General features: G+C 55.8%; 22 protein-coding genes. 6 read left to right on the top strand and 16 right to left on the bottom strand.

The window, feature by feature from the left end; all coding sequences use genetic code 11:
- Positions 1-951 precede the first annotated feature (951 nt).
- Together ABVT35_RS26685 and ABVT35_RS26680 are read right to left on the bottom strand one after the other, a co-directional pair.
- Positions 952-1,344: a DUF5368 domain-containing protein gene (locus ABVT35_RS26685; protein ID WP_368470674.1), complete on the bottom strand. Its 393-nt coding sequence runs from the start codon at positions 1,342-1,344 to the stop codon at positions 952-954.
- 12 nt (positions 1,345-1,356) lie between these two features.
- The gene (locus tag ABVT35_RS26680) at positions 1,357-2,658 is read right to left on the bottom strand and encodes an NAD(P)/FAD-dependent oxidoreductase (RefSeq protein WP_368470673.1); all 1,302 of its coding nucleotides are present in this window, start codon (positions 2,656-2,658) and stop codon (positions 1,357-1,359) included.
- A 104-nt stretch (positions 2,659-2,762) separates the two neighbouring features.
- Between ABVT35_RS26680 and ABVT35_RS26675 the strand changes: the two genes are divergently transcribed.
- Both ABVT35_RS26675 and ABVT35_RS26670 read left to right on the top strand, forming a co-directional pair.
- The gene (locus ABVT35_RS26675) at positions 2,763-3,170 is read left to right on the top strand and encodes a hypothetical protein (protein ID WP_368470672.1); all 408 of its coding nucleotides are present in this window, start codon (positions 2,763-2,765) and stop codon (positions 3,168-3,170) included.
- Between the two features lie 153 nt (positions 3,171-3,323).
- The gene (locus tag ABVT35_RS26670; protein WP_368470671.1) at positions 3,324-4,124 is read left to right on the top strand and encodes a ZIP family metal transporter; all 801 of its coding nucleotides are present in this window, start codon (positions 3,324-3,326) and stop codon (positions 4,122-4,124) included.
- 36 nt (positions 4,125-4,160) lie between these two features.
- On the opposite strand, the gene ABVT35_RS26665 is transcribed toward ABVT35_RS26670, so the two are convergent.
- The 5 genes from ABVT35_RS26665 to ABVT35_RS26645 form a co-directional block, all read right to left on the bottom strand.
- The gene (locus ABVT35_RS26665; protein WP_368470675.1) at positions 4,161-6,830 is read right to left on the bottom strand and encodes a GNAT family N-acetyltransferase; all 2,670 of its coding nucleotides are present in this window, start codon (positions 6,828-6,830) and stop codon (positions 4,161-4,163) included.
- A 192-nt stretch (positions 6,831-7,022) separates the two neighbouring features.
- Positions 7,023-7,337 (bottom strand): hypothetical protein, encoded by a 315-nt coding sequence (locus tag ABVT35_RS26660; RefSeq protein ID WP_368470670.1) that lies wholly within the window; start codon positions 7,335-7,337, stop codon positions 7,023-7,025.
- Between the two features lie 129 nt (positions 7,338-7,466).
- Positions 7,467-7,901 carry a ZIP family metal transporter gene (locus ABVT35_RS26655; protein WP_368470669.1) on the bottom strand — a complete coding sequence of 145 codons (435 nt, stop codon included), beginning with the start codon at positions 7,899-7,901 and terminating at the stop codon, positions 7,467-7,469.
- A gap of 136 nt (positions 7,902-8,037) precedes the next feature.
- Entirely contained in the window at positions 8,038-8,307 is a 270-nt protein-coding gene (locus ABVT35_RS26650) for a hypothetical protein (RefSeq protein ID WP_368470668.1), read from the bottom strand.
- Positions 8,308-8,429: 122 nt separating this feature from the next.
- Complete coding sequence (locus ABVT35_RS26645; RefSeq protein WP_368470667.1) at positions 8,430-9,080, bottom strand: BON domain-containing protein; 651 nt, start codon at positions 9,078-9,080, stop codon at positions 8,430-8,432.
- A 225-nt stretch (positions 9,081-9,305) separates the two neighbouring features.
- Between ABVT35_RS26645 and ABVT35_RS26640 the strand changes: the two genes are divergently transcribed.
- From ABVT35_RS26640 to ABVT35_RS26625, 4 genes are all read left to right on the top strand, one after another.
- Positions 9,306-9,692 (top strand): phasin family protein, encoded by a 387-nt coding sequence (locus ABVT35_RS26640; RefSeq protein WP_368470666.1) that lies wholly within the window; start codon positions 9,306-9,308, stop codon positions 9,690-9,692.
- 251 nt (positions 9,693-9,943) lie between these two features.
- Complete coding sequence (locus ABVT35_RS26635; protein ID WP_368470665.1) at positions 9,944-11,851, top strand: PHA/PHB synthase family protein; 1,908 nt, start codon at positions 9,944-9,946, stop codon at positions 11,849-11,851.
- Positions 11,852-12,181: 330 nt separating this feature from the next.
- A complete protein-coding gene (locus ABVT35_RS26630; RefSeq protein WP_368470664.1) occupies positions 12,182-12,640 on the top strand; it encodes a CPBP family intramembrane glutamic endopeptidase in 459 nt (152 codons plus the stop codon).
- A gap of 587 nt (positions 12,641-13,227) precedes the next feature.
- Entirely contained in the window at positions 13,228-14,172 is a 945-nt protein-coding gene (locus ABVT35_RS26625) for a helix-turn-helix transcriptional regulator (RefSeq protein ID WP_368470663.1), read from the top strand.
- A 648-nt stretch (positions 14,173-14,820) separates the two neighbouring features.
- On the opposite strand, the gene ABVT35_RS26620 is transcribed toward ABVT35_RS26625, so the two are convergent.
- The 9 genes from ABVT35_RS26620 to ABVT35_RS26580 form a co-directional block, all read right to left on the bottom strand.
- Positions 14,821-15,801, bottom strand: a complete 981-nt coding sequence (locus tag ABVT35_RS26620) for a hypothetical protein (protein WP_368470662.1) — start codon at positions 15,799-15,801, stop codon at positions 14,821-14,823.
- A 12-nt stretch (positions 15,802-15,813) separates the two neighbouring features.
- A complete protein-coding gene (locus ABVT35_RS26615; protein WP_368470661.1) occupies positions 15,814-18,954 on the bottom strand; it encodes an efflux RND transporter permease subunit in 3,141 nt (1,046 codons plus the stop codon).
- Positions 18,955-18,969: 15 nt separating this feature from the next.
- Positions 18,970-20,028 (bottom strand): efflux RND transporter periplasmic adaptor subunit, encoded by a 1,059-nt coding sequence (locus ABVT35_RS26610; RefSeq protein WP_368470660.1) that lies wholly within the window; start codon positions 20,026-20,028, stop codon positions 18,970-18,972.
- 156 nt (positions 20,029-20,184) lie between these two features.
- Positions 20,185-21,480, bottom strand: coding sequence for an NAD(P)/FAD-dependent oxidoreductase (locus tag ABVT35_RS26605; RefSeq protein ID WP_368470659.1), 1,296 nt, complete (start codon positions 21,478-21,480; stop codon positions 20,185-20,187).
- A gap of 126 nt (positions 21,481-21,606) precedes the next feature.
- The gene (locus ABVT35_RS26600; RefSeq protein ID WP_368470658.1) at positions 21,607-22,560 is read right to left on the bottom strand and encodes a branched-chain amino acid ABC transporter permease; all 954 of its coding nucleotides are present in this window, start codon (positions 22,558-22,560) and stop codon (positions 21,607-21,609) included.
- Positions 22,560-23,447: a branched-chain amino acid ABC transporter permease gene (locus ABVT35_RS26595; RefSeq protein WP_368470657.1), complete on the bottom strand. Its 888-nt coding sequence runs from the start codon at positions 23,445-23,447 to the stop codon at positions 22,560-22,562. Before ABVT35_RS26595 ends, ABVT35_RS26600 begins: the two co-directional genes overlap by 1 nt.
- Positions 23,444-24,169 (bottom strand): ABC transporter ATP-binding protein, encoded by a 726-nt coding sequence (locus ABVT35_RS26590; protein WP_368470656.1) that lies wholly within the window; start codon positions 24,167-24,169, stop codon positions 23,444-23,446. The genes ABVT35_RS26595 and ABVT35_RS26590 overlap by 4 nt, the downstream gene beginning before the upstream one ends.
- The gene (locus ABVT35_RS26585; RefSeq protein WP_368470655.1) at positions 24,166-24,954 is read right to left on the bottom strand and encodes an ABC transporter ATP-binding protein; all 789 of its coding nucleotides are present in this window, start codon (positions 24,952-24,954) and stop codon (positions 24,166-24,168) included. The genes ABVT35_RS26590 and ABVT35_RS26585 overlap by 4 nt, the downstream gene beginning before the upstream one ends.
- Before the next feature lie 51 nt (positions 24,955-25,005).
- A complete protein-coding gene (locus ABVT35_RS26580; RefSeq protein WP_368470654.1) occupies positions 25,006-26,214 on the bottom strand; it encodes an ABC transporter substrate-binding protein in 1,209 nt (402 codons plus the stop codon).
- Between the last annotated feature and the right edge of the window lie 43 nt (positions 26,215-26,257).

The following is a 26,257-nucleotide window of genomic DNA, read 5'->3' as shown; positions in this document are numbered from 1 at the left end:
CGTTCCTCCATGACACATGTCCTTCTCCACGGCATCAACACCTCCGGCAAAAACCAAAAGTGTTACCCATGTCTCCGGTACAAAACGTCACCCATGTCTCAGGTCGCTCATATTGAATATATTGAATTAATAGGCCCGCCATTTTGGCGGGCCTAATATTTTTGAGCTGTTTGTCGCCCCTTGCCGCTACTGCAAAACCAATATTCAGCTAAACCTATCCACAGCAAGCAGTTGTCGCCTTACTGAAATTGGGCGCTCATTTGTTCGGTGATCTGAGTTCGGGCCTGATGGCCTGTGTCGAGGCTGAATATGAAGATTTTTAAGTGGCATTGGTATGGCCCCTACAGCGGTCATAGCTCCAGCTGTAAGGCTGCCAATCAATCCAAACAGGATTAATTGTGAGCTTTCCAAAGTTGAATACTCCGTTTCCGATCGATTGGTCACCCACCAATGATCATGGGGCAACACGAAATCAGCCTCTTGGAATTCCTATGCAATGCTTTCCGGAGATATTTCATTGTTTCGTTATCTGGCATTTTCGAAACCTTTCACCTATCGACTTGCAATTATGATGATGGATACCAAGGCCCAAAATACATCAAATAGATGTGTATCAATGCAGTCTAACTGCAAATTGTCGCTTGGCGGTAGAACCAGAAACAAACGTGACACTGGTGTTTGGGGACCTGCTTTCACCGGGGAAAAACACCATGCGCCGGCCAATCATGCATCAGAAAATATCGGAATAATCGGTGAGTAGGCTCGCAAGGTGTACTGGGTTAATGTTGTTCGTCTCCGGGCAGTTGATCAGTGCAGCACAACTCTGAGAATCCGAGGCCCGGGATTGCATATTTCAAGATAGAACCGGACGTTGTCTCGTTGCTGTATTATTCCAAGGGCTTCGGTCACACCAAAACGCGCAAGGTGGAGGTGTAGATGGCTGCCATTTAGCTACTCGCCCAACTTGCCTGGCTGCCGGTATTCACCCGCGCTCGAATCCCTGGGTGGCCAAAGCAATGACTGTATGGTGTAGACCAGAATGGCCATGCCGATCGCGCCGACCAGAGCAATGGCGAAAAGAGCCAGCAGATCGATGGGACCGCCGATATCGCCAAATCCGGAATCGGTCATCATTTGTACAAATACGATAGCAAGCACAGCGCCGACTGGCATAGACAACTGGGCAAGCAGAAACTTTCGCCAGCTCACCGCCCGGTCTCGGATCAGCACATAGAGGTAAGCCAGGGTCACGATGGCGGCTATCGACACCATTGTCAAAAAAAGGCCTCGCCCGAACACTTCCTCAAGCACGGCGATGATGGTCGTAAAGCTCAGCTCCTTCATTCTTCAGCCTTCCTATGCTCGCCCGCGCAGCATCGCATTGTAGGTCGCCTTGAGGGCAATTTCCTTCATCAGCCAGCTGATCCAAAGTTCCTCCAGCGGCGCTATTATGCCCGGGAAGGACGGCACCAGATTGTTGTCGTAGTCGAACTCGATCAGCATCGCCCGGCCGACCCGGGTGATGAGCGGACAGGATGTGTAACCGTTGTATGTCTCGGTGCCCTCGCGCCCCTGAAGCGCGGCGACCAGGTGATCCTCGACCACGGGCACCTGCCATTTCACGCTGGCAGCGGTTTTTCCCTTGGGCACGCCTGCAACGTCGCCGAGCGCGAAGATCTCTGGAAATCGCCTGTGGCGCATGGTTGCATTGTCGGTTTCGACCCAGCCCTGGTCGGTCCACTTGTCCGCCCAGCTCAATCCGGACTGGCGTATGACGTCGGGCGCACGCTGCGGCGGGATCACGTGAATATAGTCGTAGTCGAGTTCACGCTCACCATCCGGGGTCGTAAAAACGGCACGCTTTTTACCCGCATCGATCGCCTTCAGGACATGCGAATACTCGGCGGCAATTCCCCTGTTCTGAAACAGCATCCGGATTTTCTCAGACACGATTGGAACACCGAACAGGCTGTCGTTGTTTGACATGTAGCGGATGTCGGTCTTGCCGGCATTGCCCGACCGGCGCGCGATATCGTCAATCAGAAAGGTATGCTTCAGCGGCGCGCCGGCACATTTCATTTCGGTTGACGGCCGCGTGAAGAGACCGACGCCGCCTGTTTCGCTGTATTGTCGCGCTGCCTGCCAGGTCTTTTGTGCATATTCTGAACCTGCATAGAGTGCGCCGATGCCTTGCGTTCCCACCAGATCAAGCGAAAATCCCTCGATCGCGTCGTGGTCCAGCACCAAACCGGTGGCAATGACGAGATAGTCGTATTCAAGCCTGGTCCCGCCATCAGTCGTGACGGTTCTGGCCTCCGGATCGATTTCGGTTGCCGATTCCTCGATCCAGTTTGCCGTTGCAGGCAGCCATTGCCGGGTTGACGAGACGACATATGCGGCGGGTTTCAGTCCCGCGGCAACCAACGAAAGTCCGGGTTGATAAAGATGTTGCCGTCTTGCATCAACGAGCGTGATGCGGGCGCCTTCGAGCCGCTCCGACAACCGGTTGGCCAACGCTGTTCCCGCAGCCCCCGCTCCGAGGATCACGATATTGGCCGAAGTCCTGACAGGTTGTGCCTGCACGGGTCGGCCGGCCGATTGCGCGGCTGCCAATCCGGCGCCAGCGATTGCCATGAAGTGCCTGCGGTTAAAAATCATCGGCTTCCTCCCATGCTATGATATGAAAGTGCCTGAGCCGGAATGACTGGTGCTTTCGTGATTAAATATCTTTGGCTGCGCCAGCATCCTGCTGTCTCCAATATATGTTTTTGTCGATCGATTGGATTGATGCGCGTCAATTGTGCAACGAATTGGTGTGCAGTCCGGTAGAATGCTTGCGTTTAGCGAAAAAGGCGCCCCAACGCTTTCAATGCATCATCGGCACGGCAACGTCGGTATTGTTGACAACAAATTTGGTCACGCCCCAGAACACCCTTTCGCGTCACAGCGGCAAGGACGTGCATATTCACGGGGTTCCTGATCACGCAGACGAACTGCAGCTGCATTATGAAAAGTCGGCCGGTCCCAATGGCGGTTCCTTTGAAATGATGATTTATCGCGGTGTCGAAATCACCAAGACCCAAGATGGCCATTGCTTTGCAGCCGGCCGCGTCTTCGCAACGGAGGCAGATGCCAAGCGCTATATTGTCGAAATCGAACGCGAAGTCTGACGCTTCGCCAGACCGCGGGGACAGTACGGACCTAAATCATTGTGCGATGCCGATAGGCAGGCTGCAGAACTGTTGACCCAGGATGCTGCGTGACGACCAGCCATTCAAAACAAGACCGGGTTCACTATAGGGGTGGTTTGCAGGTTATTGCCCTTGAACAGCGATACACTCTCCTGTTGCCGCAGAAAGGGTTTTTATGAACCTTGTTATACCCGGCACTTTGGGCAGTCTAGCAACGGGCATGATGACCGCTGTTGGCGCAATTCCTGTTTTGGCAGGCAGGAAGGTGTCACAACGGCTCAACGATGCCCTGTTGGGATTTGCGGCAGGCGTCATGCTGTCAGCATCATTTTAAGTATCGAGGCTTCAACCAGTCTTTATGGTGAAGGTCCCCTACCTGCACTTATCGCCGTTGCGGGGGTGCTCCTAGGGGTCGCCGCGATCTTCCTGCTCGATGAATATATACCCCACGAACACTTCATTTCAGGTCGTGAGGGTCCAATATCCGTTTCTCTCAAAAGGATTTGGTTGTTTGTTATTGCCATCACGATACACAACATTCCCGAGGGCCTGGCAGTTGGAATTGGCTTTGGCGGTGGCGATATCATAGCCGGCACGACACTGGCTGTAGGGATTGGCCTTCAAAATGCGCCGGAGGGCCTTGCAGTAGCCCTTGCACTTCAATCAGAAAGTTATTCGAGATCATACGCCTTTGTTGCAGCGTGTCTGACGGGTCTGGTTGAGCCAGTTGCCGGAATGATTGGAGCGGCTGCCGTTAGACTCTCACAGGTTCTCCCGCCATGGGGACTCACATTCGCCGCAGGCGCGATGATCTATGTGATCAGCCATGAGATTATTCCTGAAACGCACCGGCATGGTCACCAGAAGGCAGCAACTTTCGGTCTGACCATCGGACTGGTGCTCATGATGTTTCTCGACGTTACTTTTGGTTAAAGACAGCATGTTCGAGAAAACAGACTGGTAGCCGAACTACTCAAGTCGAAGTGAAACGAGCCGAAGAAGTCTGTCATCAGGATCCGCCCTCACGGTGAAGCCGAGTTCGTGACACATATCTAGCATTGTTGCATTTTCGCTTAGGACCTGTCCCCACAGTTCATGTATATCTTCAGCTTCGGCAAATTGAATGAGTCTTTGCATCAGCGCCCAGCCGATGCCGCGTCCCTTCATGTCGCTGCGTGTGATGACGGCAAACTCAGCGCGAACATGGTCGGGGTCGCAGGCCAGGCGTGACACACCCAACATTTCGTCCTTTGCTTCATCAATGGCGACGAACGCCATGGCACGGGCATAGTCTATCTGGGTCAAGCGCGCGATGAATTCAGGTGACAAGCTGCGCCGGCTGTTGAAAAGGCGCAGCCGAATATCACTCAACTGCATCTTTTCCATGAACAAGTCATAGTATCTTGCGTCATTTGGCTTGATCGGGCGCATAAGGATACGACCACCATCGCGCATCTCTTCGACTTTTTGCCACTGAGCCGGATAGGGCCGTATGGCAAAACGCGGGTTGTGTGTGCCCGGTTCCACCGCGCATTTCTTGACGGCAATGCGAGCATCCAGAGCGATAACGCCGTTCTCGTCAGCCAGGAGCGGGTTGATGTCAAGTTCCGTGATTTGCGGTAGATCGGCTATCAACTGGGAAACACGCATCAATGTAAGCGCGATCTCATTTAGGTCTGCCGGTGGTCGATCACGATAGCCCTGCAACAGTTTGTAAACTCTTGTTTCATCCATCAGATCATGCGCCAGCTTCAAGTCCAGCGGCGGCAATGCAATGGCCGTGTCTTTGATGACCTCAACGGCCGTACCGCCCGCTCCAAACAATATCACCGGACCAAAGGTCGGATCATCGTTGACGCCGATGATCAATTCATGAGCACCGGGGCGGCGGACCATTGGCTGGACCGTGAATCCCTCAATATGAACTTGCGGCATCGTCTTATGGATACGGCTTTGCATTTCTTCAGCAGCCGCATACGCAGCTTGCGCACTTGGAAGCCCCAAGACAACGCCGCCGACATCTGATTTGTGGGTAATTTGCTTCGACAGGATTTTGATCGCAAGTTCGCTTTGGCCACTGTCAATAAGCCTGCCGGCTTCCGTTTCCACTTCAGTCGGAGTCCTGGCAATGGCAGTCTCAACCGTCACAATGCCATAGGATGCCAAAATGCTCTTTGCTTCCGGTTCGGTAAGCAATTCACGATCTTGTTTCAATACTCGATTGATGATTGCGGCAGCGGAGGTGCGATCAGTCTTGAGTGCTTTAGGCACACTCTCAGGAACCTGCATCAATGCCCGTTGGTCTCTTGCATGACGGGTCAGATAGGTAAATCCCCGTACCGCATCCGCCGGTGTTTCATAAGTCGGAAGCCCGCTTGTCGACAGAAGTGTTCGGGCTTCAGTTGATGCGCTGTCGCCCAGCCAAGCAGCCAAAACGGACTTTGGACGACCCTTGGCCTTTTTGTACTTTGCTATCGCTCCCAGCGTGGCCCTTGCCGCTTCGACGCTGGACGCAAGCGCCGTGGGGCAGTTCATTACCAGAACACCGTCCACACCGGGGTCACTCAGCACAATCTCTGTTGCCGTTTCATAGCGATCTGGACTGGCGTCGCCAATGATGTCAACGGGATTGCCGCCCGACCACGTTGCGGGAAGCACCCGGTTGAGTTTACCAATTGTCTCGTCCGCAAGTGTTGCAAGTGTGCCGCCGAAATCGACAAGGCGGTCAACCGCCAGAACGCCCGCGCCACCACCGTTTGTCACGATGGCCAGGCGGTCTCCTGGGGGAGGTTTCATGCGGCTTAGCGCCTCCGCCGCATCAAACATGTCTTCGAGGTCAACAACCCGAAGGATTCCGGCCCGATGGAAAGCCGCGTTGTAAACGGCATCCGATCCGGCCAGGGCGCCCGTATGCGAGTGTGCGGCTTTGGCCGCTTCTTCATGTCTGCCGGATTTTATGACCACAACCGGCTTGATGCGGGCCGCGGCGCGAGCGGCCGACATGAATTTGCGCGCATCCGTTATCTGCTCGAGATACATCAATACCGCGCGTGTTCCGGTATCGTCGGCCAGGTAGTCCAGCATATCGCCCAAATCGACATCGGCCATATTTCCCATCGAAACCAGGTGAGAGAACCCGATTCCCTGACCGTTGGCCCAATCAAGAACCGCGCTGACGACCGCACCGGACTGTGAGATAAAGGCGAGATCGCCCTTAAGCGGCATCGCGTGGGCGAAGCTGGCGTTCAAGCCGACACCGGGCACCATGATCCCAAAACAGTTTGGGCCGATTACGCGCAGGCAATGGGGCTGCGCGGCGTCGAGCATTTGTTGCGTCAAATCATTCCCGCGCAATCCTGCTGTAATCACAACGACCGCTCTGGTGCCCCGATCTCCCAAATCCGCAACAATGCCTGGCACGAATTTCGGCGGTGTTGCTATCACCGCCAGGTCTGGCGCCTCGGGAAGTTCTCCAGCATCCTTGAAGCACTCGTGTCCGGCGAGTTGTCTGTGACGCGGGTTGACCGGCCAGACAGGCCCCGGGAAAGCACCGTTGATCAAATTATCCGTGATGGTCTTGCCGACGGATCCAATCTTGTCACTGGCTCCAAACACAGCCACGGATTTTGGAGAGAACATCAAGTCGAGATTGCGTACGGTCATGGTAGCTTTGGCTCCTGGTCCAAACCGTTCTCACGCCTTAATTGCAGCCCTGCTGCTTTTTGTCTGGTTGCTGCGGTTGATGAAGCAGGCGTGCACGGCTAACGCTGGTTTCAATAAAACTTCGACGCCCGGGTTGGCATTGCCATGTCGGCGTTGCGCCATGTTTGACTAGCCATTGCGATTGCCGCTTTGTTTACGTATCGCCGCATGCGGAACACCGTGTTGTTTCGATGGCCCGGTACAATCAAGGTTGAGCGGACCGGCCAATTCGCCGAGCGCAATCAGAATGCGCCTTAACAGGCCGGTTTCCTCACCGGGCATGCCTTCCTCAAGAGCAACCGCATCCTCAGACGCCTGATACTCCCAGCGGCGCAGCACCTCGATTTTCTGATCGACTGTGAGTTTTGTCGAATGAACCAATTCTTCCGGCGTCGAAAACACTCTCTCGGGCGCTGCCAGAGCGCGGTCATACAGTTTTTTCATGTCAGCGTTTGATCCTATCCTTGACTTGCAAATGTAAGACACACCGAGACGAAGAATGCGACTGGTATCACCTGAAGACTGCCGCAGCCAAGAATGGCACCAAACTATAGAAGCCGGGCGTAAGGCGATTTATCTTATGACCAACCTGAGCCGTTTTGTTGTGTTTTCAAAATTCCCTTGGTTCTTCCAGACCTGCGCTTTTCCTATCAAATATTTTCGTTGAATGATTTGATTGTCGTCAATGTAATACGTTTTAGTGTCCACTTGAGACAGTCCCCACAGCGCGGTTAGCGCAATCAGGCTAAATCGCCTGTGTTCCTTTTCTGCGAAGGGCAACGGATGTGTTGCGCCCACATAGATCAGTGCGCCGGCCGAAAGTGCTAGCACGGCAGCCAACGAATTCGCATCAATCCGATTGACAACCGGATAGGAAGCCAGTGTCCCCAGCGGCGGCGTTATCGCAGCTGCCGCCAGGGAAAGAATCCATGCATTTCTTTTTGAAAATCCGCCACGTATCAGCAGCATAAATGTGACGATGCCTTCGGGGAATTCGTGCAGGACCATGCCGATCGCTGCCTATATTCCGGTAACAACACTCACCTAGAAGGTTACGGAGTAAATCACGCCATCGATAAATGAATGAAACCCAATGCCAAGAAGAGGCACAAGACCGATTGCGTAACCGGCTGTCTCCGGTTTGTCACAAACGCATGCGGACAGGAAACGGTTGATCAGATGCATCAGCAGATATCCGATCAACAAATAGACGGGGGCGTTGGGTTTTCTGCAAATGCTGTCGGAGCAATATGCAAAAAGACACCGAAAAAAGGATACCGGCGGCAAAGCTAGCGAAGTAGGCGGTGCGATTTTGGCCCCACTGCTGGAACCTGCTGATGACGGCAATACCGGTTGTGGTTACAGATGCAGCCACAAGAGCTGCAAAGAGGGGCATCCAGAACTGATTATCCATGCAATCCTCCTGCAGCCGATATCTTCAGGCAGAACGCATCGCAAAAACCGCTGAGTGGGAAATGCAAACAAACAACAGGGAAGAGGTCGCAGGTTCATTTGAATGGCAAAGCGGACATCCCACTAGGCGATGCGAATTTGATCAACAACCTGCCGGACACCTGGAGCAGCCCATGCTGCTTTTTCAGCAAGCTCCCGCTCGTAGTGGGCTTTGACCTCACCTTCCAGCGTGACGCAATCACCCACGACGGTGACCTGAATATTCTTGGTTTCCAGATCCGCACTGCGGCGAAACGCGTCTTCGATTTCCTTTTTCACATTGTGGAGTATGGCCACCGTCTTAAGCTTGATGTGATTGGACATGCTCCTGACTGCACGGATGTTGCGGATGTGCTCCTCGATCTGATCGCGTTCATATTGCCAATCAACCTCGCCGGATAGCGTCACATGTCCACTGCTCACCGAGGCTTTAACGTCTTTGCCGGCTACGGGCAAATTCCATCTCAGAACGTGAGCGATATGTTCAGCAATGTCGCTGTCATCATGTCGCCTCTCTGTTGGCAGGTTGACTTCAATTTCGTCACCGACAGCCTTTACGCCTTTCACTCGTTTTGCTGCATCAGTGGCAGCCCATTTGGACGCATAGCTCTGGACATGTCCGGACAGCGTAATCGATCCATCGTAGGCAGTGACTCCGATATGGGCATGGTCCACCTTGGGATCCCATTGCAGTTCCTCGATTACAATCTTCTTTAATTGTGCATCGCTGAGCATCTGTCGTTCCTTTTGAACAAAACTTGCAGAAGCGCATACATATCTGATGTTTGCGTGAGCAAATTGAGTGGGATCAAAAATGACAAGTCAAAATCTCACGCACAAACCTGAAACCGTCAGACCTCAAGTGATTGACGCAGATCAAACAGTGGCCGCTTTTGATTGTTAGTGTTCACACCGGCCAAATAGGCCCGACTTATGCAAACAGACAGGGCGAATAAGATCATGGTGCAACAAACACAGTCCACGAACTTTTTTGGTTCAAACCTCGACGGGATCATGAAAGCGAACGCGCATAATGTGGAGGACCTTGCGCAGTCCTACAGCGCATTCCTCCAAAAACTTGGAAAGCTGAATGCCGAAACGATGAGCTTTTGTGCTGAACGATGGAAGGAGGAAATGGAAGTGCCCGCGAAGATCGCGCAATCCAAGGCACCCGAGGATTTGGCCGAGGTTTATTCTGGTTTCTTCCTCAAGATGTTCAACGACTACAGCGAGCAGGCCAAGCGCGTTATCGACACAATGGGCGAAATAGGCCTGGAGCAAGGCGTTTTGACACATGAGGAGGAAGCGGATTCTGCTCCCAAGGGATCCTCCAAGAAGTCGAATTAGCGCGATCACAATGACGATGGGACCGATCTGCTGCCGACCGGCGGTCCGGATGGACCAAACGCTCTGACGGCAGCGAGCAATCCTGCAGGCATGAGGCTAGTGTTGCAACTCCGATAATATTGCGGCGCAAAACCCTCGCATCACTGTTTGCAGGAATACTGAGGTCGTGGTTTTGCAGCAGTTATTCGTTCCGAATGTGGCCCAATGCGAAACCACCCCGCACCCAACAGGATCGAACGGGAACAGAATTGATGGCCTCTACCCACCCAGCGCCTTCCGGCAGCAAGCGAAAGCCTGCCAAGGGCGTCACTGGCGCTGGGGAAGCGCTTTTGGCTGGAAATGTTCAATGCGCGCAGCGCATACAAGATCAGACAAGTGGCTTTCCACCGCAATCCCATCAACTGGCAATCACACCGCATGTATTAGAGCGCGACTCGTTTGCGTCGACTGCCCTGCAGGAGGTGCTTGACCGGTCGTTGCGTGCAACGACAGCCCGGTTTACTGGGTCGGTTTCGCCGGCGGCGCTCGCCGGCGCGTTTCTTGACTGGTCTGTGCATCTTTCAACGCTGCCGGGAAAGCAGATGCGGCTTGGCGAAAAAGCTTTCCGCAAATGGCTGAGACTTGCCGGCTATGCTGGCCGGTGCATGTTTCGTCCAGACGATGTTGAACCATGCATAGAGCCGCTGTCCGAGGATCGTCGTTTTCGCCATCCGGCCTGGCAGAAATGGCCCTTTAACCTTATGCACCAATCCTTTCTGCTTAATCAGCAATGGTGGCACAACGCAACGACCAGCGTGCGCGGTGTCACGCAACAGCACGAAAATGTCGTCTCCTTCACAATGCGACAGATACTCGACATATATTCGCCTTCCAACTTCATCATGACCAACCCGGAGGTCTTGCGCCGAACATGGGAGGAAGGCGGCATGAACCTCATGCGTGGCTGGCAGTATTTTGCTGACGATTGGGAGCGCGCCGCAAGTGGCAAGAAGCCCGCGGGTGTCGACGCGTTTGAACTGGGCAAAGACCTCGCCGCCACGCCGGGCAAGGTCGTCTACCGCAATCGGCTGATTGAACTCATCCAATACGAACCGACAACCGACGAGGTCCGTCCGGAACCCATACTGATCGTGCCAGCATGGATCATGAAATACTACATTCTTGATCTGTCGCCCGAAAACTCGCTTGTTCGCTATCTGACCGCGCAGGGTTTTACCGTCTTTATCATTTCGTGGAAGAATCCAGAACCGGACGACCGTGATCTCGGAATGGATGATTACCGCACGCTCGGCGTGATGGACGCCATTGACGTCGTGTGCAAGGTGACTGAATGCCAGAAAGTCCACGCGCTCGGTTATTGCCTCGGTGGAACGCTTTTGTCGATCGCTGCGGCGGCTATGGCGCGTGACGGTGACGAGCGGCTTGCAACACTGTCACTGTTTGCCGCTCAAACCGATTTCACCGAGGCCGGAGAACTCATGCTGTTCGTCAATGAAAGCCAGGTCAGTTTTCTGGAGGATTTGATGTGGGAGCAAGGCTTCCTTGACACCAGCCAGATGGCCGGTGCCTTCCAGCTCCTGCGTTCCAATGACCTCATATGGTCGCGCGGCGTGCGCAACTATCTCATGGGAGAACGCCGCGAGATGAGCGATCTTATGGCTTGGAACGCTGACACCACACGCATGCCTTACCGGATGCACTCTGAATACCTGCGTCAGCTTTTTCTCGACAACGATCTCGCCGAAGGGCGTTACCAGGTTGGCGGAAAACCCGTGACGATCTCCGACATAAGAGCGCCGATATTAGCGGTTGGCACGGAAAAAGACCATGTCGCGCCCTGGCGCTCGGTCTACAAGCTTCACCTGCTGACCGATACGCAGGTCACATTCGTGCTGACCACCGGAGGTCACAATGCCGGCATCGTTTCGGAACCTGGCCATCCGCACCGCCGCTACCGTATCTCCAGCAAAGATCATGACGCATATTATGTCGATCCGGAGACATGGCTCGATTGCACTGAAACGAAGCAGGGCTCCTGGTGGCCTGAACTTGCAAACTGGTTGAAGGGCCGTTCAAGCGCTCCCATTTCCCCGCCGCCGATGGGCGCGCCGCAAGAAGGGCTTTCAGATGCGCCGGGTAGTTATGTTTTTATGCGTTGAAGGCAGTACACTTTCACACTGCCTCCATGATCGCTGCTGTTCTTCATCTTACAAGGATGCAGAAATCGTGAGCGTGCTAAATGTGCCGGGAAGAAGCATTACGCCAAACGGCAGTCGTCCGTTCTGTGAACCTTGTTGAAACGAGTCCTATAAATTGTGCAATTGTCGAAACGAAAACTGGCGTTCCTCTGTCTGGTAACGCCGTTTATCCTCAACGATTTGCTGTTCATTGCCGTTAGCGAGACATACGCTGTTTACCTGATTGATTACCTGGTCCGCGTGCTGGTCCTTGTTGTCTGTTTCACCTAGCCAGTCAGTCGAAAAATAGCCTTGGAAGCACCGGAAACGTCACTTCATTTTGGATGGCTGATTCCTGCGACGGTCCTGCTGGCTGTGCTCGGAGCAACGATCAATGATCTTGTAGAAGCACTGATTTCCGGATTCACTCATCTTGGAAAATTATACGCATTTAGTCACATTGATAATGACAAGCTCTACTTGCTGGATTTAACCGCAGGACCTTTTATGGTTGCATTCAGTGAGGAACTTGTTTTCAGAAAAATGGCATCGAGCTGGTTACGAGAAGCTGGTTATTCCACCCTGCAAATCGTGTTGATTTCTGCTTGGTTCTTTTCAATTGCGCATTGGGGAAGAGGTTTCGGGACTATGCTGTCCGCATTACTGATGGGATGCCTCTTTATGGTGGTATACCTAAAGATTGGTCGATTGTGGCCACCTGTTGCGGCGCATTGGATAATCGATTTCCAGGCATTTGGCCCTGGATATTGATTCCCTGCTGTAGGTTACCGTTTACAGAACAAAATAGTGCCCGGTGTATGGAGTGCACTTGGATGATTGCGCATAGACGGGTTTGGTTGCACTTGCGGCCGCATTGTTGCGCATGGAAGCCGCGGTGGATGCGACGGTTATCATGCGGCGCCACTGCCGCCGCCGTACCAGGAAAGCACGGCCGGTTTCGCAGCGCAGATCATCCGGTTTTATTTGTTAATTGAATACGCGTTTCACACGCTTGCCTATGCGAATCATTCGCTGCAACAATAAACTACCGTGTTGAAATGCGAACCTGGAGTATGAACAATACCTATTGTGACAATCTGATATGGATCACTTCCAACTATGAGAGAAAATGCTTTTCTGCCGATTGTATCGCGGGTTGACGTCCATGAGGATGTTGAATGATTGCACAACAAACATCTGGTTATTTCAGCCGGTCTATTCCCGGTTAGAAACGTCACGGTGAAGCAATGCCGGAATTGAATCCTGCCACATCGCTGAAAATCGATACGTCTGTCATACCGAAAAAGGATCAGTTCGCTTTTTGCCGGGACGGCCTGTTTGACCTGACCGGCATCGTCATGGAACGCGCCGGACCATCCGATGCACCGTTCCACCTGAAGATATCACATCACCAATCATCCGGAATCATGTTGAACAAATATGAGTTCGAGATGCCCTTCATCCTGAAACGCACGTACCAAAGTATGGCCCGCGTAGATCAGGAGTTCATCTGCATTCATTATCGCATAAAGGGTCGTGACACAGGCTGCTTTTTCCAGGGAGGTGAATGCCCCACCCGCCCCGGGAACATTCGTTATCATGATTTAACGCGGCAATATGTCGTCGATAGTCGGGGTCTTACCGGATTTACCCTATATATAGACAGGGCGCTCCTATTGGATCATATGCCGTCAATCGATCATCTGCACGGCGATCTTATGGCCGACAGCCCCGTGACCAGGGTCTTCAAAACCACTTTGCGCAGCGCCTTCGAGCAGTTCAAACATGCCAATGCGAGTGAAGCGGCCAGTCTGTCCGGTATCCTAACGGCCATTGCAATCGATGCAATAAAGCTGCAACGGATCAAGGATCTGGAAAGCAGCGAGATCGGACAAATGTCCGTTCTTCAGGCTGTCGTCAATCACATCAAGCAGAACTGTCACAAGCGTGATTGCACGCCGGAATCTATCGCAAAGGCGATCGGTGTGTCCCGCACTAAACTCTATCGGGTCAGCCAACCATTCGACACACCCATGGAGCTAGTGCGGCAGATCCGTTTAAGAAAGGCCGCTGAAGTGTTGAGAAAAGCGGCGGATACCAATATCGCCAACCTGGCCGACAGTGTCGGGTTTTCCGGGCGTCAGGCCTTCACAAGAGCATTTACGGCAGAATACGAGGTGTCACCGAAGGATTACCGTAAAGCCATGCGTTCGGCGGCTACTGCTACCCCGGTCAGGGACGGGCCTGTCGACATCATCTGGAAGAAGCTGGAGGAGTCTTTCAAGAACGCTCAGATTGCGTGAGCGCCGGATGCTTGCGTTTTACGGGTTCTCCACGGCTGAAGTCCCTATTTATCAGCAATCTGAATAAAATTCATATTCGCTGATTGGGCCACAAAAAGAGACGCAATGAGACAAAATTGGTACGAACGGCGACGCATCGGCCTCGCGGGGTGAAGGCCGAATAGGCTAAATTCGCCCGACGCAGACTTGGAAATTTTTGAGACTATTTTGAGGATTAACCCTGTTCCGCCGGAAATACACTCATGCATCAAACATTCAGAGGCATAACAGTTGTAACAGGACACGACTTCCGGGATGGCCTCGTTGATGCCAAAGGTTTTCAATCCCGCGGCGATCAGGCAGGGGTAACATCGAGTTTCAGATCGTTTGAATTACGTTTGCTCGGGGGGCAAAGAACATCAATGGAGAAGGGAGAGCGCTAACAGGCTCCCTTCTCCCTGCAGGGGGAAACGCGGCTGGCAAACCACAACGTTCGCCCAGGATTGTTGGTTGAGGCGCGTATCGACAATTTACTGCGTTGCTGGTGAACCGGATTTCCTCCTGCATCGACTTGTATAGCAATATTATCTTCCCGGCGGGGCGGGACGGACCACAGCCTGTCTCGAAATGTCCGTTTCCCTGGCCGCCCGAAGCCGCGTAGATACCCAATTAATCGCTCGGGGCAGCCTGATCCTCCCAGTCGAGCGAACCAATGGCAATATCGCCCACAGCCCAGCAGATATTTGCTAGGCCGAATGCAAGACCCTGCGGCGTGCCTGCGGCAAATGCCAGCGCGCCGGCTGCAAATCGCCACGGAAGCCGGGCCCACATGCTGGTTGCGAAGGGTTTGCTTTGCTTGACGGTCGATGGAATCCAGAACAGTGCCGGTGTGATAACCCTGACGCAAGCCAAGCTTACGACGGGATCGAGCCAGGCGGAAAAGGCCCTTGCAAGGACGCCGGTGGCAGGGTCGATGAAAACGTCCAGCCAGCTTTTCGGTCCGGTTCCCTGCGGGCTGCGCTGCAGATAGGCCGCGGTTTCGAAAATACCGCCCTGCCAGGTCAACAGGCCGGCGGCGGCAACGCAGGCACCGGTGCCAAGGCCGATACCGCTGTAAAGCAGCCCGGCCGCATCCCCAAGGGCGACATCCTGCGCCAGCTCGATTGCTCCGAATGCGCCGAGCGCCATGCCGCCCCAGGTGAGGGCAAGCCCGCCCGGTTTCATCAAAAACGGGTTGTTGCGGCTGATGCGCAACAGGGAGGAGCCGACGACAAAAGCGGCCGCAGCGTCGGTCAGCCAGCTTGTGTCGGCTGACAGCGTAAAAGCCAGGATCGCGAATGACAGGGCGATGGCACAGATATCGATGACGTTCAGGATAAAAGGACTGTTTCGGCGCTGCGCAATTGCCCTGATCACGGGAACGACGATGACGACGAGGCCAAGTGCGATTGTTATAAAGGCGTCGGGGTGCAGATCCGACAGCTCCAATACTTTGCCGATCGTGCCCAGGTCACGATTGGCCAGAACCGCATTGCTTTCCCCGACAAAACCGGCGAAGCCGCCCGAACCGGCTATCGCCGCAACGATATTGCCGATCTCGTAGCCCCAGAATTGCAGCTCGAGGCTATTGGATTTGACAAAGCGGCGCATGGATCCGCTCCATCATGCGGCGGTTTCATCGCCGGTCTTTTCTGAAGATGCGCCTCTGCGTCGTTCCCTCAGCCGCTGGATGGCGACGTAGAGAACCGGGATCATCAAGAGTCCGATGGTGCTGTCGATGATCATTCCGGCAAAAACGGGCAGACCGATTGATACCCGGCTGGACGATCCCGCCCCACTGGCGAAGACCAGCGGCAGAACGCCGATGATGAAGCACAGACCGGTCATGGTGACGGGCCTGAACCGTGTGTGCGCGGCGCTTATCGCGGCATCGACGATGCTGTCGCCCGCGTCTCGCCTGTTCCTGGAAAACTCGACCAGCATGATGGCCTTTTTGGCGGCAAGGCCGATGAGCAGCACGATGCCGATCTGCGCATAGATGTTGTTGTCCAAAAGACCGATGAAATAAAGCGGCAGCAAAGCACCGAAGACCGCGAATACGGTTGAGCACATGACTGAGATCGGCAGCGACCAGCTTTCATACTGGGCAACGAGGCACAGATAGGCAAAAGCGAAGGCGAGAAGAAAGATGTAAATGACAAACGAGCCGGCCTCGATTTCCTGCTGGGACATGCCTGTCCATTCTATACTGTAGCCCTTCGGCAGGGTTTTCGCGGCAATGTCCTCAAAAGCCTGGATACCCTGGCCGGTGCTGTAGCCGGTATTGGTCAGTCCCTGCACAGCGGCTGATCTGACAAGATTGTAGCGCGTGACGGCCTCGGGCCCGACGACCGGATCCGTATCGACCAGCGTACTGAGGGGTATCATGTCACCGGATGAGCCCCGCACATAGATATTGCCTATATCGTCCAGTGATTGGCGATAAGAGGCCTCGGCTGCCAGGATCACCCAGTAAATCTTGCCCTCGAGAAGGAAATTGTTGACGAACATGGAGCCGAGATTGGCCTGCAGGGCTGTGAAGATGTCGCTGACATTTACGCCCAGCGCCTCCGCTTTGTCTCGGTCGAGCGTAACCATATATTGCGGCGTTCCAGTCGAGAGCGCGCTGAAGACCCGGAGAAAGGTCGGATCCGCAGTTGCGGCGGAAAGTACGGCATTGGTAACCGAGCCGAGTTCTTCGACGGGGGCATTCAGATTGTCCTGAATCTGAGCTGAGATCCCGCCGGAGATCCCCAAGCCGTCAATCGGCGGCAAAGGAAAGACGAACGCCGTTGCATCCTGGACGGTCGCCAGCTTTTTGCCGAGCGCTCCAAGGATATTATACCACTGCGTCTGGCTGGTTTCGCGTTCGTCCCATGGGGCAAGGATGGCGATCAGCGTGACGTAGTTGGAGGCCTGGCCCGAGATGAGGCTAAAGCCCGCGACCGAGATCACGTCGGATACACCGTCGACTTCGTGCATCAGGCTCGTCATGGTTTTTGCGACCTCACCCGATCTTTGCAGCGACGCACCGTCGGGCAGTTGCGCGTTCACGAACAGCACGCCCTTGTCTTCAAGCGGGATGAAGCCCGTTGGCGTTTCGCGCAACAGGAATACCGTTCCGGCCAGTGCCGCAGCAAAAATGAGCAGGGAAATCGCCACATGGCGCACCATGATGCGCACCAGCCACACATAGCCGTCGCGTATCTTGTCCACCGCGAGGGGGATGAAGTGCAGGATGCCTGAGGACCTTCCGGTTTTCGGACGCAGCATGGTGGCACAGAGCACCGGCGCGAGGGTCAGGGCGTTGACAGCCGACAGGCTGAAGGCAAGGGTGATAGTCAGGGCGAATTGCAGATAGATGCGGCCGGTGATTCCGGGGAAAAAACAGACCGGCACGAACACTGCGAGCAACACGAAGGTCGTGGCGATGATCGGGCTGGTGACCTGATCCATCGCCTTAAGAGTTGCCTCACGCGGCGGAAGGCCTTCTTCCTCCATGATCCGTTCGGTGTTCTCGATGATGACGATCGAATCGTCCACCACAAGCGTAATAGCCAGAATGATACCGAAAAGAGTGATCAGGTTGGCGCTGAAGCCGATCAGAAAGAGGATTGCCATCGTGCCTAGAAGCGAAACCGGAATGGCGATGGCGGGAATGAGCACAGCCCGCCAGCTCAAAAGAAACAGAAAGACCACGGCAACAACGAGCGACGCCGTTATCGCCAGAGTGACAATGATCTCCTCGATGGCGGCCCGTACAGCCTTGGTGACATCATACAGCAGCTGATATTCGACGCCTTCAGGAAAATCCGCTTTCATCTGTTCCAGTCGGGCGTAGACGCTGGTGGCGACTTCCAATGCGTTTGCGCCGGGCGACTGATAGATGGCGATAGCAGTTGAGGGCTTGTTGTTGAGGGCTGCGTAAGCCGAATAGGACCGTGAACCCAGTTCAACCCGCGCGACATCGCTCAAGCGCACGAGCTGGCCTGCCGAATCGCCGGAAACGATGATGTTGCCGAATTCCTTCACAGTGCTGAGGAGGCCCTCGGCCTTGAGCGAGAACTGAAAATTGGTCTCGCCGGCAAAGGGCGGTCCGCCGACTTGGCCTGCCGTGGCCTGGACGTTCTGCGCCTGGATGGCATTTGAAATATCGGAGGCAGTGAGGCCAAGCGCCGTCATCTGGTCGGGGCGCATCCAGACGCGCATACTGTAGTCGAGCGGTCCGAATTGAGAAACACTGCCGACGCCGGGCAGTCGTGAAAGCGCGTCCTGCATATGGATGGATGCGTAGTTGCTCAGATAGATGGCGTCCCGGGATTCATCCGGCGAAACCAGATTGACGACCAGCAGCATGTTTGCGGATTGCTTCTTGGTGGAGACACCCTGCTTGGTGACCGCGCTCGGTAGCTGTGGCTGGGCGAGCGACACCCGGTTTTGCACGTTGACTGCGGCAATATCGGGATCGGTTCCTATCTCGAACGTGATCGTCAGTTGGTAGTTGCCGCTGTTGGAACTCGTCGAAGACATGTAAAGCATGTTGTCGACGCCGTTGACCTGATCCTCGATCGGTATGGCGACGGTCTTTTCTATCAGCCCTGCATCGGCGCCCGGATAGTTGGCGGTCACGACGATCTGCGGCGGCGTGACGTCCGGATATTCGGCAATCGGGATGAGGTAAATCGCAATGACGCCAACGAGGGATGTGATCAGCGAGATGACCAGTGCGAATTTCGGCCGGTCGATAAAGAACTTGGATAACATGACTGATGAGCCCGCCTATCCCTTGGTTTCGACCGGATTGACGACAACGCCGGGGTGAATTTTCTGAAGCCCCTGAACGACGACCTTTTCACCCTCTTCAAGCCCAGAGGAGACCTCCCAGACAGTACCCGCCTGCTTGCCGAGCTTGACGTCGCGGCGCTCGATCTTGTCGGCTGAATCGACCAGATAGACAAAATGGCCCTTGCTATCGAGCTGGACTGCCGACTGCGGCACGACGAGTGTCGACTTCGGTTGCGCGTCCTCTACGAACACGTTGACGAACTGTCCGGGGATGAGGATGTTTTTCGGATTGTCGAAAGTGGCGCGCACTTCGATCGTATCGCTGGCCTGCTCGACGGTCGTTCCCACGTAGCTGATCGATCCGGTTGAGGTATAAGGACTGCCGTCGGCCATTGTCAGCTTGATGTTCAGAGCGGCGCTGTCGTTGCCGATCAACCCTTTTTCCCGGTCCTCGATGAGGTCCTTTTCACCCATGTAGAAGCTGACATAGATCGGATCGACACTGGTTATGGTGGCCAGCGTTCCGGTGTTGGTGTTCACCAGATTGCCGACATCGACGCTGGTTTTGCTGATCCTGCCGTCAATCGGCGCGTAGATGTCGGTGTAGCCGAGATTGATATTTGCCGTATCGAGGCTAGCCTGGGCTTCGCCGACGCTTGCCTCGTTCGAGCCGACCGTGGCCTCGGCGCTGTCATAGTCCGATTGCGCGACGTCCCCCTTTTCAAGGAGGATTTTCTGTCTTCCGAGTTCGACCTTGGAGTTCTTCAAGGTCGCCTGAGCGCCCTCGAGCTGCGCCTTGGAACTGGCGACACTGGCTTGGTACAGGCCTTTTTCGATCACGAAGAGCAGATCGCCTTTCTTGACGAGGCCGCCTTCCTGAAAATTACGTTTTTCAAGGACGCCCTCAACGCGGGCTTCAAGGTTGACGGTGCTGACCGCCTGTATCCGGCCGACATAGCGGCCCCGGTTTCCGGTTTCCTGGCTCTTTACCGTTGCCACCGTCACATTCGGCTTGCTGGCCTGCGTTTCTTGCGCAGCCGCCGCACCAGCCATCAACGTTACTGTAAACACAACGCATAGACTTGCAATTAACCTCATTTGACCCACCCGATTGAATCCTCTCGAACAATCTGGCCCATAAGGTGCCAAAAGGGAAGTGAGTTGCTGTCTCTATCCTTCTTTCGAGCCAAGGTTTTACTGGGTTATATTCTAGATACCCAGCCGGTCTGCAAGTGAATGCCAGCGTAAAACAACAGGTATGAACCAAGGCGTTCCCGTGTAAAGCGGGTGCGATCTGAAATCCAGTCCGTCCAGTGCAGTCTTACCGTCCTTTGATCCGAGCATTTTCAATGCGACCTTGTTGCCGAAATAGTTGGCGCGGCCAACGCCCGAGCCGCAATATCCCATGGCGTAGTGGATGCCATCGTGCTCGCCGACATGGGGCGCGTGATCGAATGTGTAGGCCACTGTTCCGGACCAGGCATGGGTGATGTTTACGCCCGAAAGCTGCGGGAATATCCGCGTCATCAGGCGTGTCAGATCCGCGACATAATTGTCGGGCCTGTCCGCGAGATCAAAGGCGCGACCGCCGAAGATCAGGCGCTTTCCATCGGGCGAGGGGCGGTAGTAAATCACCAGCCGGGATGAATCACCAAAGCCGCGCCCCCTTGGTGACAGGTCCGTGATTACATCGGGGTCAAGCTCGTTCGTTGCGATGATAGCGGAGCGAAGAGGCACCAACCGCCGGCGGAAAAACCCGAGTTCCGGTCCGGTGTAACCGTTTGTTGCGATCAGCACCTGTCTTGCGCGTAGCTGCCGGTCGCCGATGCGGGCTGCAAATCCGTCGCCGTCCCGTTGAAGACCGGTCAGGCGCGCGGGAGCGAAGACCCCGGCGCCGGCTTCCCGTGCCCGGTTGCACAGGCCAATGGCAAGTTTGGCCGGTTGCAGATGCCCGTCATCTGGGAAAACAACGCCGCCATGATAGTAATCGCTGCCGATTTCCCGATGCTGTTCGGATTTCGGCACCGGCGTGAACCGCAATCCGACGGATTTATGCAGGCTTTCCGCTTCACGCAGCAGGGCATCATAGGCCTTGGGCCGCATGGCGCCGCGAAACCGGCCCTCGGGCCTGAGACCGCAGTCGATGCCTTCCCTTTCGATGAGGTCCTTGAGGAAAACCAAACTGTCCATGGATTCGCGAAGGATCGCGTTGGCCTTTTGCTCGCCATAGGCTGCCGTCAATCCGGCAAGGCCGAGTTTGTGAAACGAAGGGCCGATCAGGCCTCCGTTTCTTGCCGAGCAACCGTAACCCGGCATTTCCGCATCGATGACCACGACCTGCCGGCCGCCACGCGCAAGCGTCATGGCGGCTGACAGGCCGCTGTACCCGGCTCCGACGACCAGAACTTCGGTTTTTTCCGGCAGGCCGTCCGGGTTTTGCGCAAGCCGCTGCTCTTCAAGGTCTGCATCATCCCACCAGAAAGGCCGGTGTTTGAATTTTCCCATGAAGCCACATCCAGTTTCCGGCCCTGCCAAAAGCGCGGCCGCTCATTTAAATTGGTATAATCGGTTTTTGTTTCTTGCAACCGCACGCAACGCCGCAGATTATCTGGTTCGTCGGTCAACGGCGGCTCAATTCTCCCGCCCTATGCGTAATTTTGGCGACTTTTCCGGAAAGAGGCCGGAGCGGAAGCGTTGCAACACGAATTGCAGCAAAAGGCCGATCAAAAGCATGCGGATATAGGAGGAGCGCGTCGCCCAGTCCGGAGGCAGCTGCTGCGTGACGACCTCGGTCAGCGACCAGATCGCCCAGATCGCGAGCGCGCCGGCGATGGCGCCGATATTGTTGCCGGAGCCGCCGGCAATCAGCATCACCCAGGCAAGAAACGTGATCAGCAGCGGCTCGGTGGCGTCGGGGCTGAAGAACTTGAAGTAGTGCGCGCTGAGTGCGCCGGCGACACCCATGAAGATGGAGCCGACGACAAAGGTTTCGGTGCGGAAGCGCTGGACATCCTTGCCGATGGATGCGGCCGCTTCCTCATTGTCGCGGATTGCCCGCATGACGCGCCCCCAAGGGCTCTGCTGGAGACGGCGCGCCACAAGAAAGGTCACCAGGACGACAAGCCAGACGAAGACGACAAAGACAACCTCGGCGGCACGACCCGAATAAAAGGCTTCCAGCGGGCGGGGAATTCTTGAGATGCCGAGACTGCCGTTTGTCAGCCATTCCTCGTTGATGATGGCGAGACGAATGATCTCGGCAATGCCGATGGAGGCCATTGCCAGATAATCCGCCTTCAGCCGCACGCAGATGCGGGCGATCGCCCATCCAACGATGCCGGACGCAAGCCCCGCGCAGATGAGGCCAACGACAATCGGCAGGTCGAAGCCGCCGAGATGAGCAGTGGATCGCGCCGATGTCAAAATGGCTCCGGTATAGGCGCCGACGGCGTAGAAGCCTGCAATGCCGGCGTTGAAAAGGCCGCCGAAACCCCATTGCATGTTGAGCGCCAGGCACAGGATTGCATAGATCCCGCCCATTGTGAGGAAGGCGACGAGATAAAAGGCGATGCCGGGAAGCTCCATTACATCAGCCTCCCTCTGAAAAGGCCCTGTGGCCGGAAAATCAGGATCAGGACCATAATCACGAAGGCGACCGCGCTCTTGTAACTCGGGGCAATCAGGCTGTCGCCGAAGAAGGGATAGGTGCAGGCTTCTTCGGCAATGCCGATGATCAGCCCGCCGACGATGGCGCCAAGCGGCTTGCCGATCCCGCCGAGAAGCGCTGCCGCGAACATAGGCAAAAGCAGGTTCCAGCCGAGATTGGTATGAACGTCCGTGTCGAGGCCGACGAATACGCCGGCAATGGCGGCCAGTGCCGCCCCGATGATCCAGGTCCAGCGGATTACCCGTTCAGTATCGAGACCGGCAACGGCGGCTAGATCAGGATCATCCGCCACCGCCCGCATGGATTTGCCGAGCCGGGTGTGATTGAGGAAATAATGCAGCGCCACGGTCAGGACGGCGGTAGCGACGATGATCTGGATATGGCGTGTTGCCACCCGAAACGTATCGAGGAAAATCATCGGCTTCTGAAAACCGGTCATGTAAACCTGGCTGTCGGTTCCCCAGACGGTTTGAACGATGGAGCGCAGGATCAGCGCGACGCCGAAGGAGGCAATCACTGTGTAGATCGTCGGCAGGTCGCGCAGCGGTTTGTAAAACAGCTTGTCGGCCACAAGCGCCACAAGGCAGGTCACAACAATGGCGACGGGAATGGCAGCAAGGGCAGGAATACCGAGCACCCAGACAGCGGTCAGTGCGGCGTAGGCGCCGACCGTCATCAGATCGCCGTGGGCGAAATGCGCAAACCGCAGAATCCCGAAGATCATCGAAACGCCGACCGCGCCGAGCGCATAGATGCTGCCGAGGGTTATGCCGGGAATGAGGTAGAAATTGATGAAATCGATCACGGCGCCATGCCTCCGCCAAGGAAGGACCGCCTGACCTCGTCATCGGCGAGAAGTTCCGCGCCGGTCCCCTCATAGGCATTTTCGCCGTTGACGAGGACATAGGCATAATCGGCGATGCGAAGCGCCTGTTTGGCGTTCTGCTCGACCATCAGGATCGACACGCCGCTGTCGCGCACCTGCTGGAGGAGGTCGAAGATCACTTCGAGATAGGCCGGGGAAAGACCGGCGGTGGGCTCGTCCAGAAGGATGAGTTTCGGATCGCTCATCAGCGCGCGTCCGACGGCAACCATCTGGCGCTGGCCGCCGGAAAGCTGGCCTGCCTGCTGCCGCAGTTTGTCTTTCAGGTCGGGAAAGAGGTCGAGGATCTTTGCCTTTGTGGCTGCGGCGTCCGGAGGTGGAGCTGCGAAGGTGCCGACGTCGAGATTTTCGTCGACGCTGAGCGAGGGAAACACATTGTGGGTCTGAGGCACCGCCGAGATGCCGAGTGGTACAAGGTCGGCTGTCCTGGCGTTGAAGATCGATGTGCCGTCGAAGGCGATTTCGCCCGAGAAGTGCTGGTTGAGCCCGAAAACCGCCTTCAGCAGCGTCGACTTGCCGGCGCCGTTCGGGCCGATGATCGTAACAATCCGCTGGCGGATGACGTGCATGTTGATGTCTTTGATGATCGGCATCTTCCCATAGCCGGCACTGACATCGCGCACATCGAGAACCCGGTCCGTCATGATGCGTCCTGATATCTGCCGCCGCCGAAATAGGCTTCGATCACGCGTTCGTCCCGGCGCACCTCGTCAACTGTTCCGGTCATCAGCAACTCGCCCTGCGCCATGACGATCACGCCGTCGCAAAGGCGGGAGACAAAATCGAGATCGTGCTCAATCAGGCAGAACGTGTAGCCGGACTGTTCGTTGAGTTGCTTGATCTTGTCGGCAATCTTGCCGAGGAGGGTCCGGTTAACGCCGGCGCCGATCTCGTCGAGCAGGATGATCTTGGGTTCCTGCATCAGGGCGCGGCCGAGTTCCAGAAGCTTCTTCTGCCCGCCGGAAAGGTTGCCTGCGAGTTCGCCCGCGAGCTGCGCGATTTCCAGAAATTCCAGAGTGCCGATCGCCTTGTCATAGGCTTCGCGCTCTTGGCCAAGGCAGCGCGACGGGCGGAAGACCGCGTTGAATATGCCTTCGCCGACATCGTTGTTTGCCGCAACCATGAGGTTCTCGATGACGGTCATGCGGCCAAATTCATGGGCAAGCTGAAAGGTGCGGCTCAGACCTTTGGCCTGGCGCCTGTAGGCCGGCAAAGCGGTCACGTCCTCGCCGTCAAGAAAGACGCGGCCGAGGGTCGGGGTGAGCAGGCCGGCGATGACATTGAACGCCGTCGTCTTGCCGGCGCCATTGGGACCGATCAGGCCGGTGATGCGGCCCGCCGGAAGGTCGAAACTGCATGCGCGAACAGCATCCAGTCCGCCAAAGCGCATGGTAATGTCGTCAAACTGAATGCGGGGAACCTGTGTCATGGAAAAAACCAGCCGCCCCGGAGCAACTGTCCGGGGCGGCTGTATTTTCGATTATTCAAAGACGGCGATTTGCTTGTAGCTGTCGCCATCGACAACAAACTTGCCGATGAAGCCGGCGACGTCGCCATTGCCGTCGAATTCATGGCTGCCGGCTGCGCCTTCGTAGTTAATGTCCTTGCCTTCGCCGATCAGCTTGACAGCCTTGGCCCACTCGCCGGGACCAACCACCTCGCCCGGAGCGTTTGCCACTTCGCGCAGCGCCGCCTTGACGGCTTCGCGGTCGGTGGAGCCGGCCTTTTCGATGGCCAGCGCGATCAGCATGGTGGCATCGTAGGTCTGGTCGACAAACGGTTTGTCGGAGCCTTCGCCATAGGTCTCGTCGAAACGCTTGTGCAGGGCGTCCGCCACAGCATTTTCGGCCGGCGACGTTGGAGACGAGAAGAAGGACGTGGAGAGCGCCTCGGGGCCGACTTGCTCGATCAGCAGATCGTCACGCAGGCCGTCCGTGCCGATGAAGCGGTCGAAGAACCCGTTTTCAAGCGATTGCTTGACGATCTTTGCGCCGCTGCCGCCGGCATAGGCGATCACCACAAGCGCATCCGCGCCGCTCGAGGCTAGCGTTGCGAGTTCGCCGCGATAGGAGTTCTTCTTGTCCTCGTGTTTTTCGAAAGCGGTGACGGTCCCGCCCTTGTCTTCAAATGCTTTTTTGAATGTGTTGGCGATGCCAACGCCGTAATCGTTGTTCACATAGGCAACGGCAACCTTATTGATGCCCTCGTCCAGCACGATATTGGCAAGCACCTGACCCTGATAATTGTCGCTTGGCACGATGCGGTAGAGATAATCATTGTCCTCGATATCCGTCACTGCCGGCGATGTGGCGGTGGGGGAAACCTGAAGAACATTGTTGGGAATCGACACGGCGTTGGCCGAAGCGATGGTCGCGCCGGAGGACAATGCACCCATGATGGCGGCGACGTTCTCGAGATTGACCAGTTTTGAAGCAGCGTCCACCGAGGGCTGTGCGGCTGCCTGGCCGTCGGCGACCACAAGCACGAAATTCTGTCCGCCGAGGATGCCGCCACCGGCATTGACATCGGCTTCGGCAAGTTTGGCGGCATTCAGTATCGGCGGTATGAAATTCGCCAACGGGCCGGTTATGCCCATCAGGGCGCCGACCTTGACGTCATCGGCAAGAGCCGCGCCGGTCGGTGCGGCGATCAAGGCCGCAATTGCTGCTGCAAGGACTGATTTCTTCATTTTCTTCTCCCTCTGTTGCCGGTTTCGCGCCGGCTTTTTGGTG

It is taken from the genome of Hoeflea sp. TYP-13, assembly GCF_040932035.1.
Taxonomy (GTDB): Bacteria; Pseudomonadota; Alphaproteobacteria; order Rhizobiales; family Rhizobiaceae; genus Hoeflea_A.
This window is presented reverse-complemented; position numbering and strand designations above follow the sequence as displayed.

Bases quoted from the DNA above. Each gene is read 5' to 3' on its own strand.
- ABVT35_RS26685 (WP_368470674.1), bottom strand. From the start codon at position 1,344: ATGAAGGAGCTGAGCTTTACGACCATCATCGCCGTGCTTGAGGAAGTG.
- ABVT35_RS26590 (WP_368470656.1), bottom strand. From the start codon at position 24,169: ATGACGGACCGGGTTCTCGATGTGCGCGATGTCAGTGCCGGCTATGGG.
- ABVT35_RS26660 (WP_368470670.1), bottom strand. From the start codon at position 7,337: ATGAAAAAACTGTATGACCGCGCTCTGGCAGCGCCCGAGAGAGTGTTT.
- ABVT35_RS26680 (WP_368470673.1), bottom strand. From the start codon at position 2,658: ATGATTTTTAACCGCAGGCACTTCATGGCAATCGCTGGCGCCGGATTG.
- ABVT35_RS26585 (WP_368470655.1), bottom strand. From the start codon at position 24,954: ATGACACAGGTTCCCCGCATTCAGTTTGACGACATTACCATGCGCTTT.
- ABVT35_RS26650 (WP_368470668.1), bottom strand. From the start codon at position 8,307: ATGGATAATCAGTTCTGGATGCCCCTCTTTGCAGCTCTTGTGGCTGCA.
- ABVT35_RS26655 (WP_368470669.1), bottom strand. From the start codon at position 7,901: ATGGTCCTGCACGAATTCCCCGAAGGCATCGTCACATTTATGCTGCTG.
- ABVT35_RS26625 (WP_368470663.1), top strand. From the start codon at position 13,228: ATGGAACGCGCCGGACCATCCGATGCACCGTTCCACCTGAAGATATCA.
- ABVT35_RS26620 (WP_368470662.1), bottom strand. From the start codon at position 15,801: ATGCGCCGCTTTGTCAAATCCAATAGCCTCGAGCTGCAATTCTGGGGC.
- ABVT35_RS26640 (WP_368470666.1), top strand. From the start codon at position 9,306: ATGGTGCAACAAACACAGTCCACGAACTTTTTTGGTTCAAACCTCGAC.
- ABVT35_RS26610 (WP_368470660.1), bottom strand. From the start codon at position 20,028: ATGGCTGGTGCGGCGGCTGCGCAAGAAACGCAGGCCAGCAAGCCGAAT.
- ABVT35_RS26580 (WP_368470654.1), bottom strand. From the start codon at position 26,214: ATGAAGAAATCAGTCCTTGCAGCAGCAATTGCGGCCTTGATCGCCGCA.
- ABVT35_RS26675 (WP_368470672.1), top strand. From the start codon at position 2,763: ATGTTTTTGTCGATCGATTGGATTGATGCGCGTCAATTGTGCAACGAA.
- ABVT35_RS26665 (WP_368470675.1), bottom strand. From the start codon at position 6,830: ATGTTCTCTCCAAAATCCGTGGCTGTGTTTGGAGCCAGTGACAAGATT.
- ABVT35_RS26615 (WP_368470661.1), bottom strand. From the start codon at position 18,954: ATGTTATCCAAGTTCTTTATCGACCGGCCGAAATTCGCACTGGTCATC.
- ABVT35_RS26600 (WP_368470658.1), bottom strand. From the start codon at position 22,560: ATGGAGCTTCCCGGCATCGCCTTTTATCTCGTCGCCTTCCTCACAATG.
- ABVT35_RS26605 (WP_368470659.1), bottom strand. From the start codon at position 21,480: ATGGGAAAATTCAAACACCGGCCTTTCTGGTGGGATGATGCAGACCTT.
- ABVT35_RS26645 (WP_368470667.1), bottom strand. From the start codon at position 9,080: ATGCTCAGCGATGCACAATTAAAGAAGATTGTAATCGAGGAACTGCAA.
- ABVT35_RS26635 (WP_368470665.1), top strand. From the start codon at position 9,944: ATGGCCTCTACCCACCCAGCGCCTTCCGGCAGCAAGCGAAAGCCTGCC.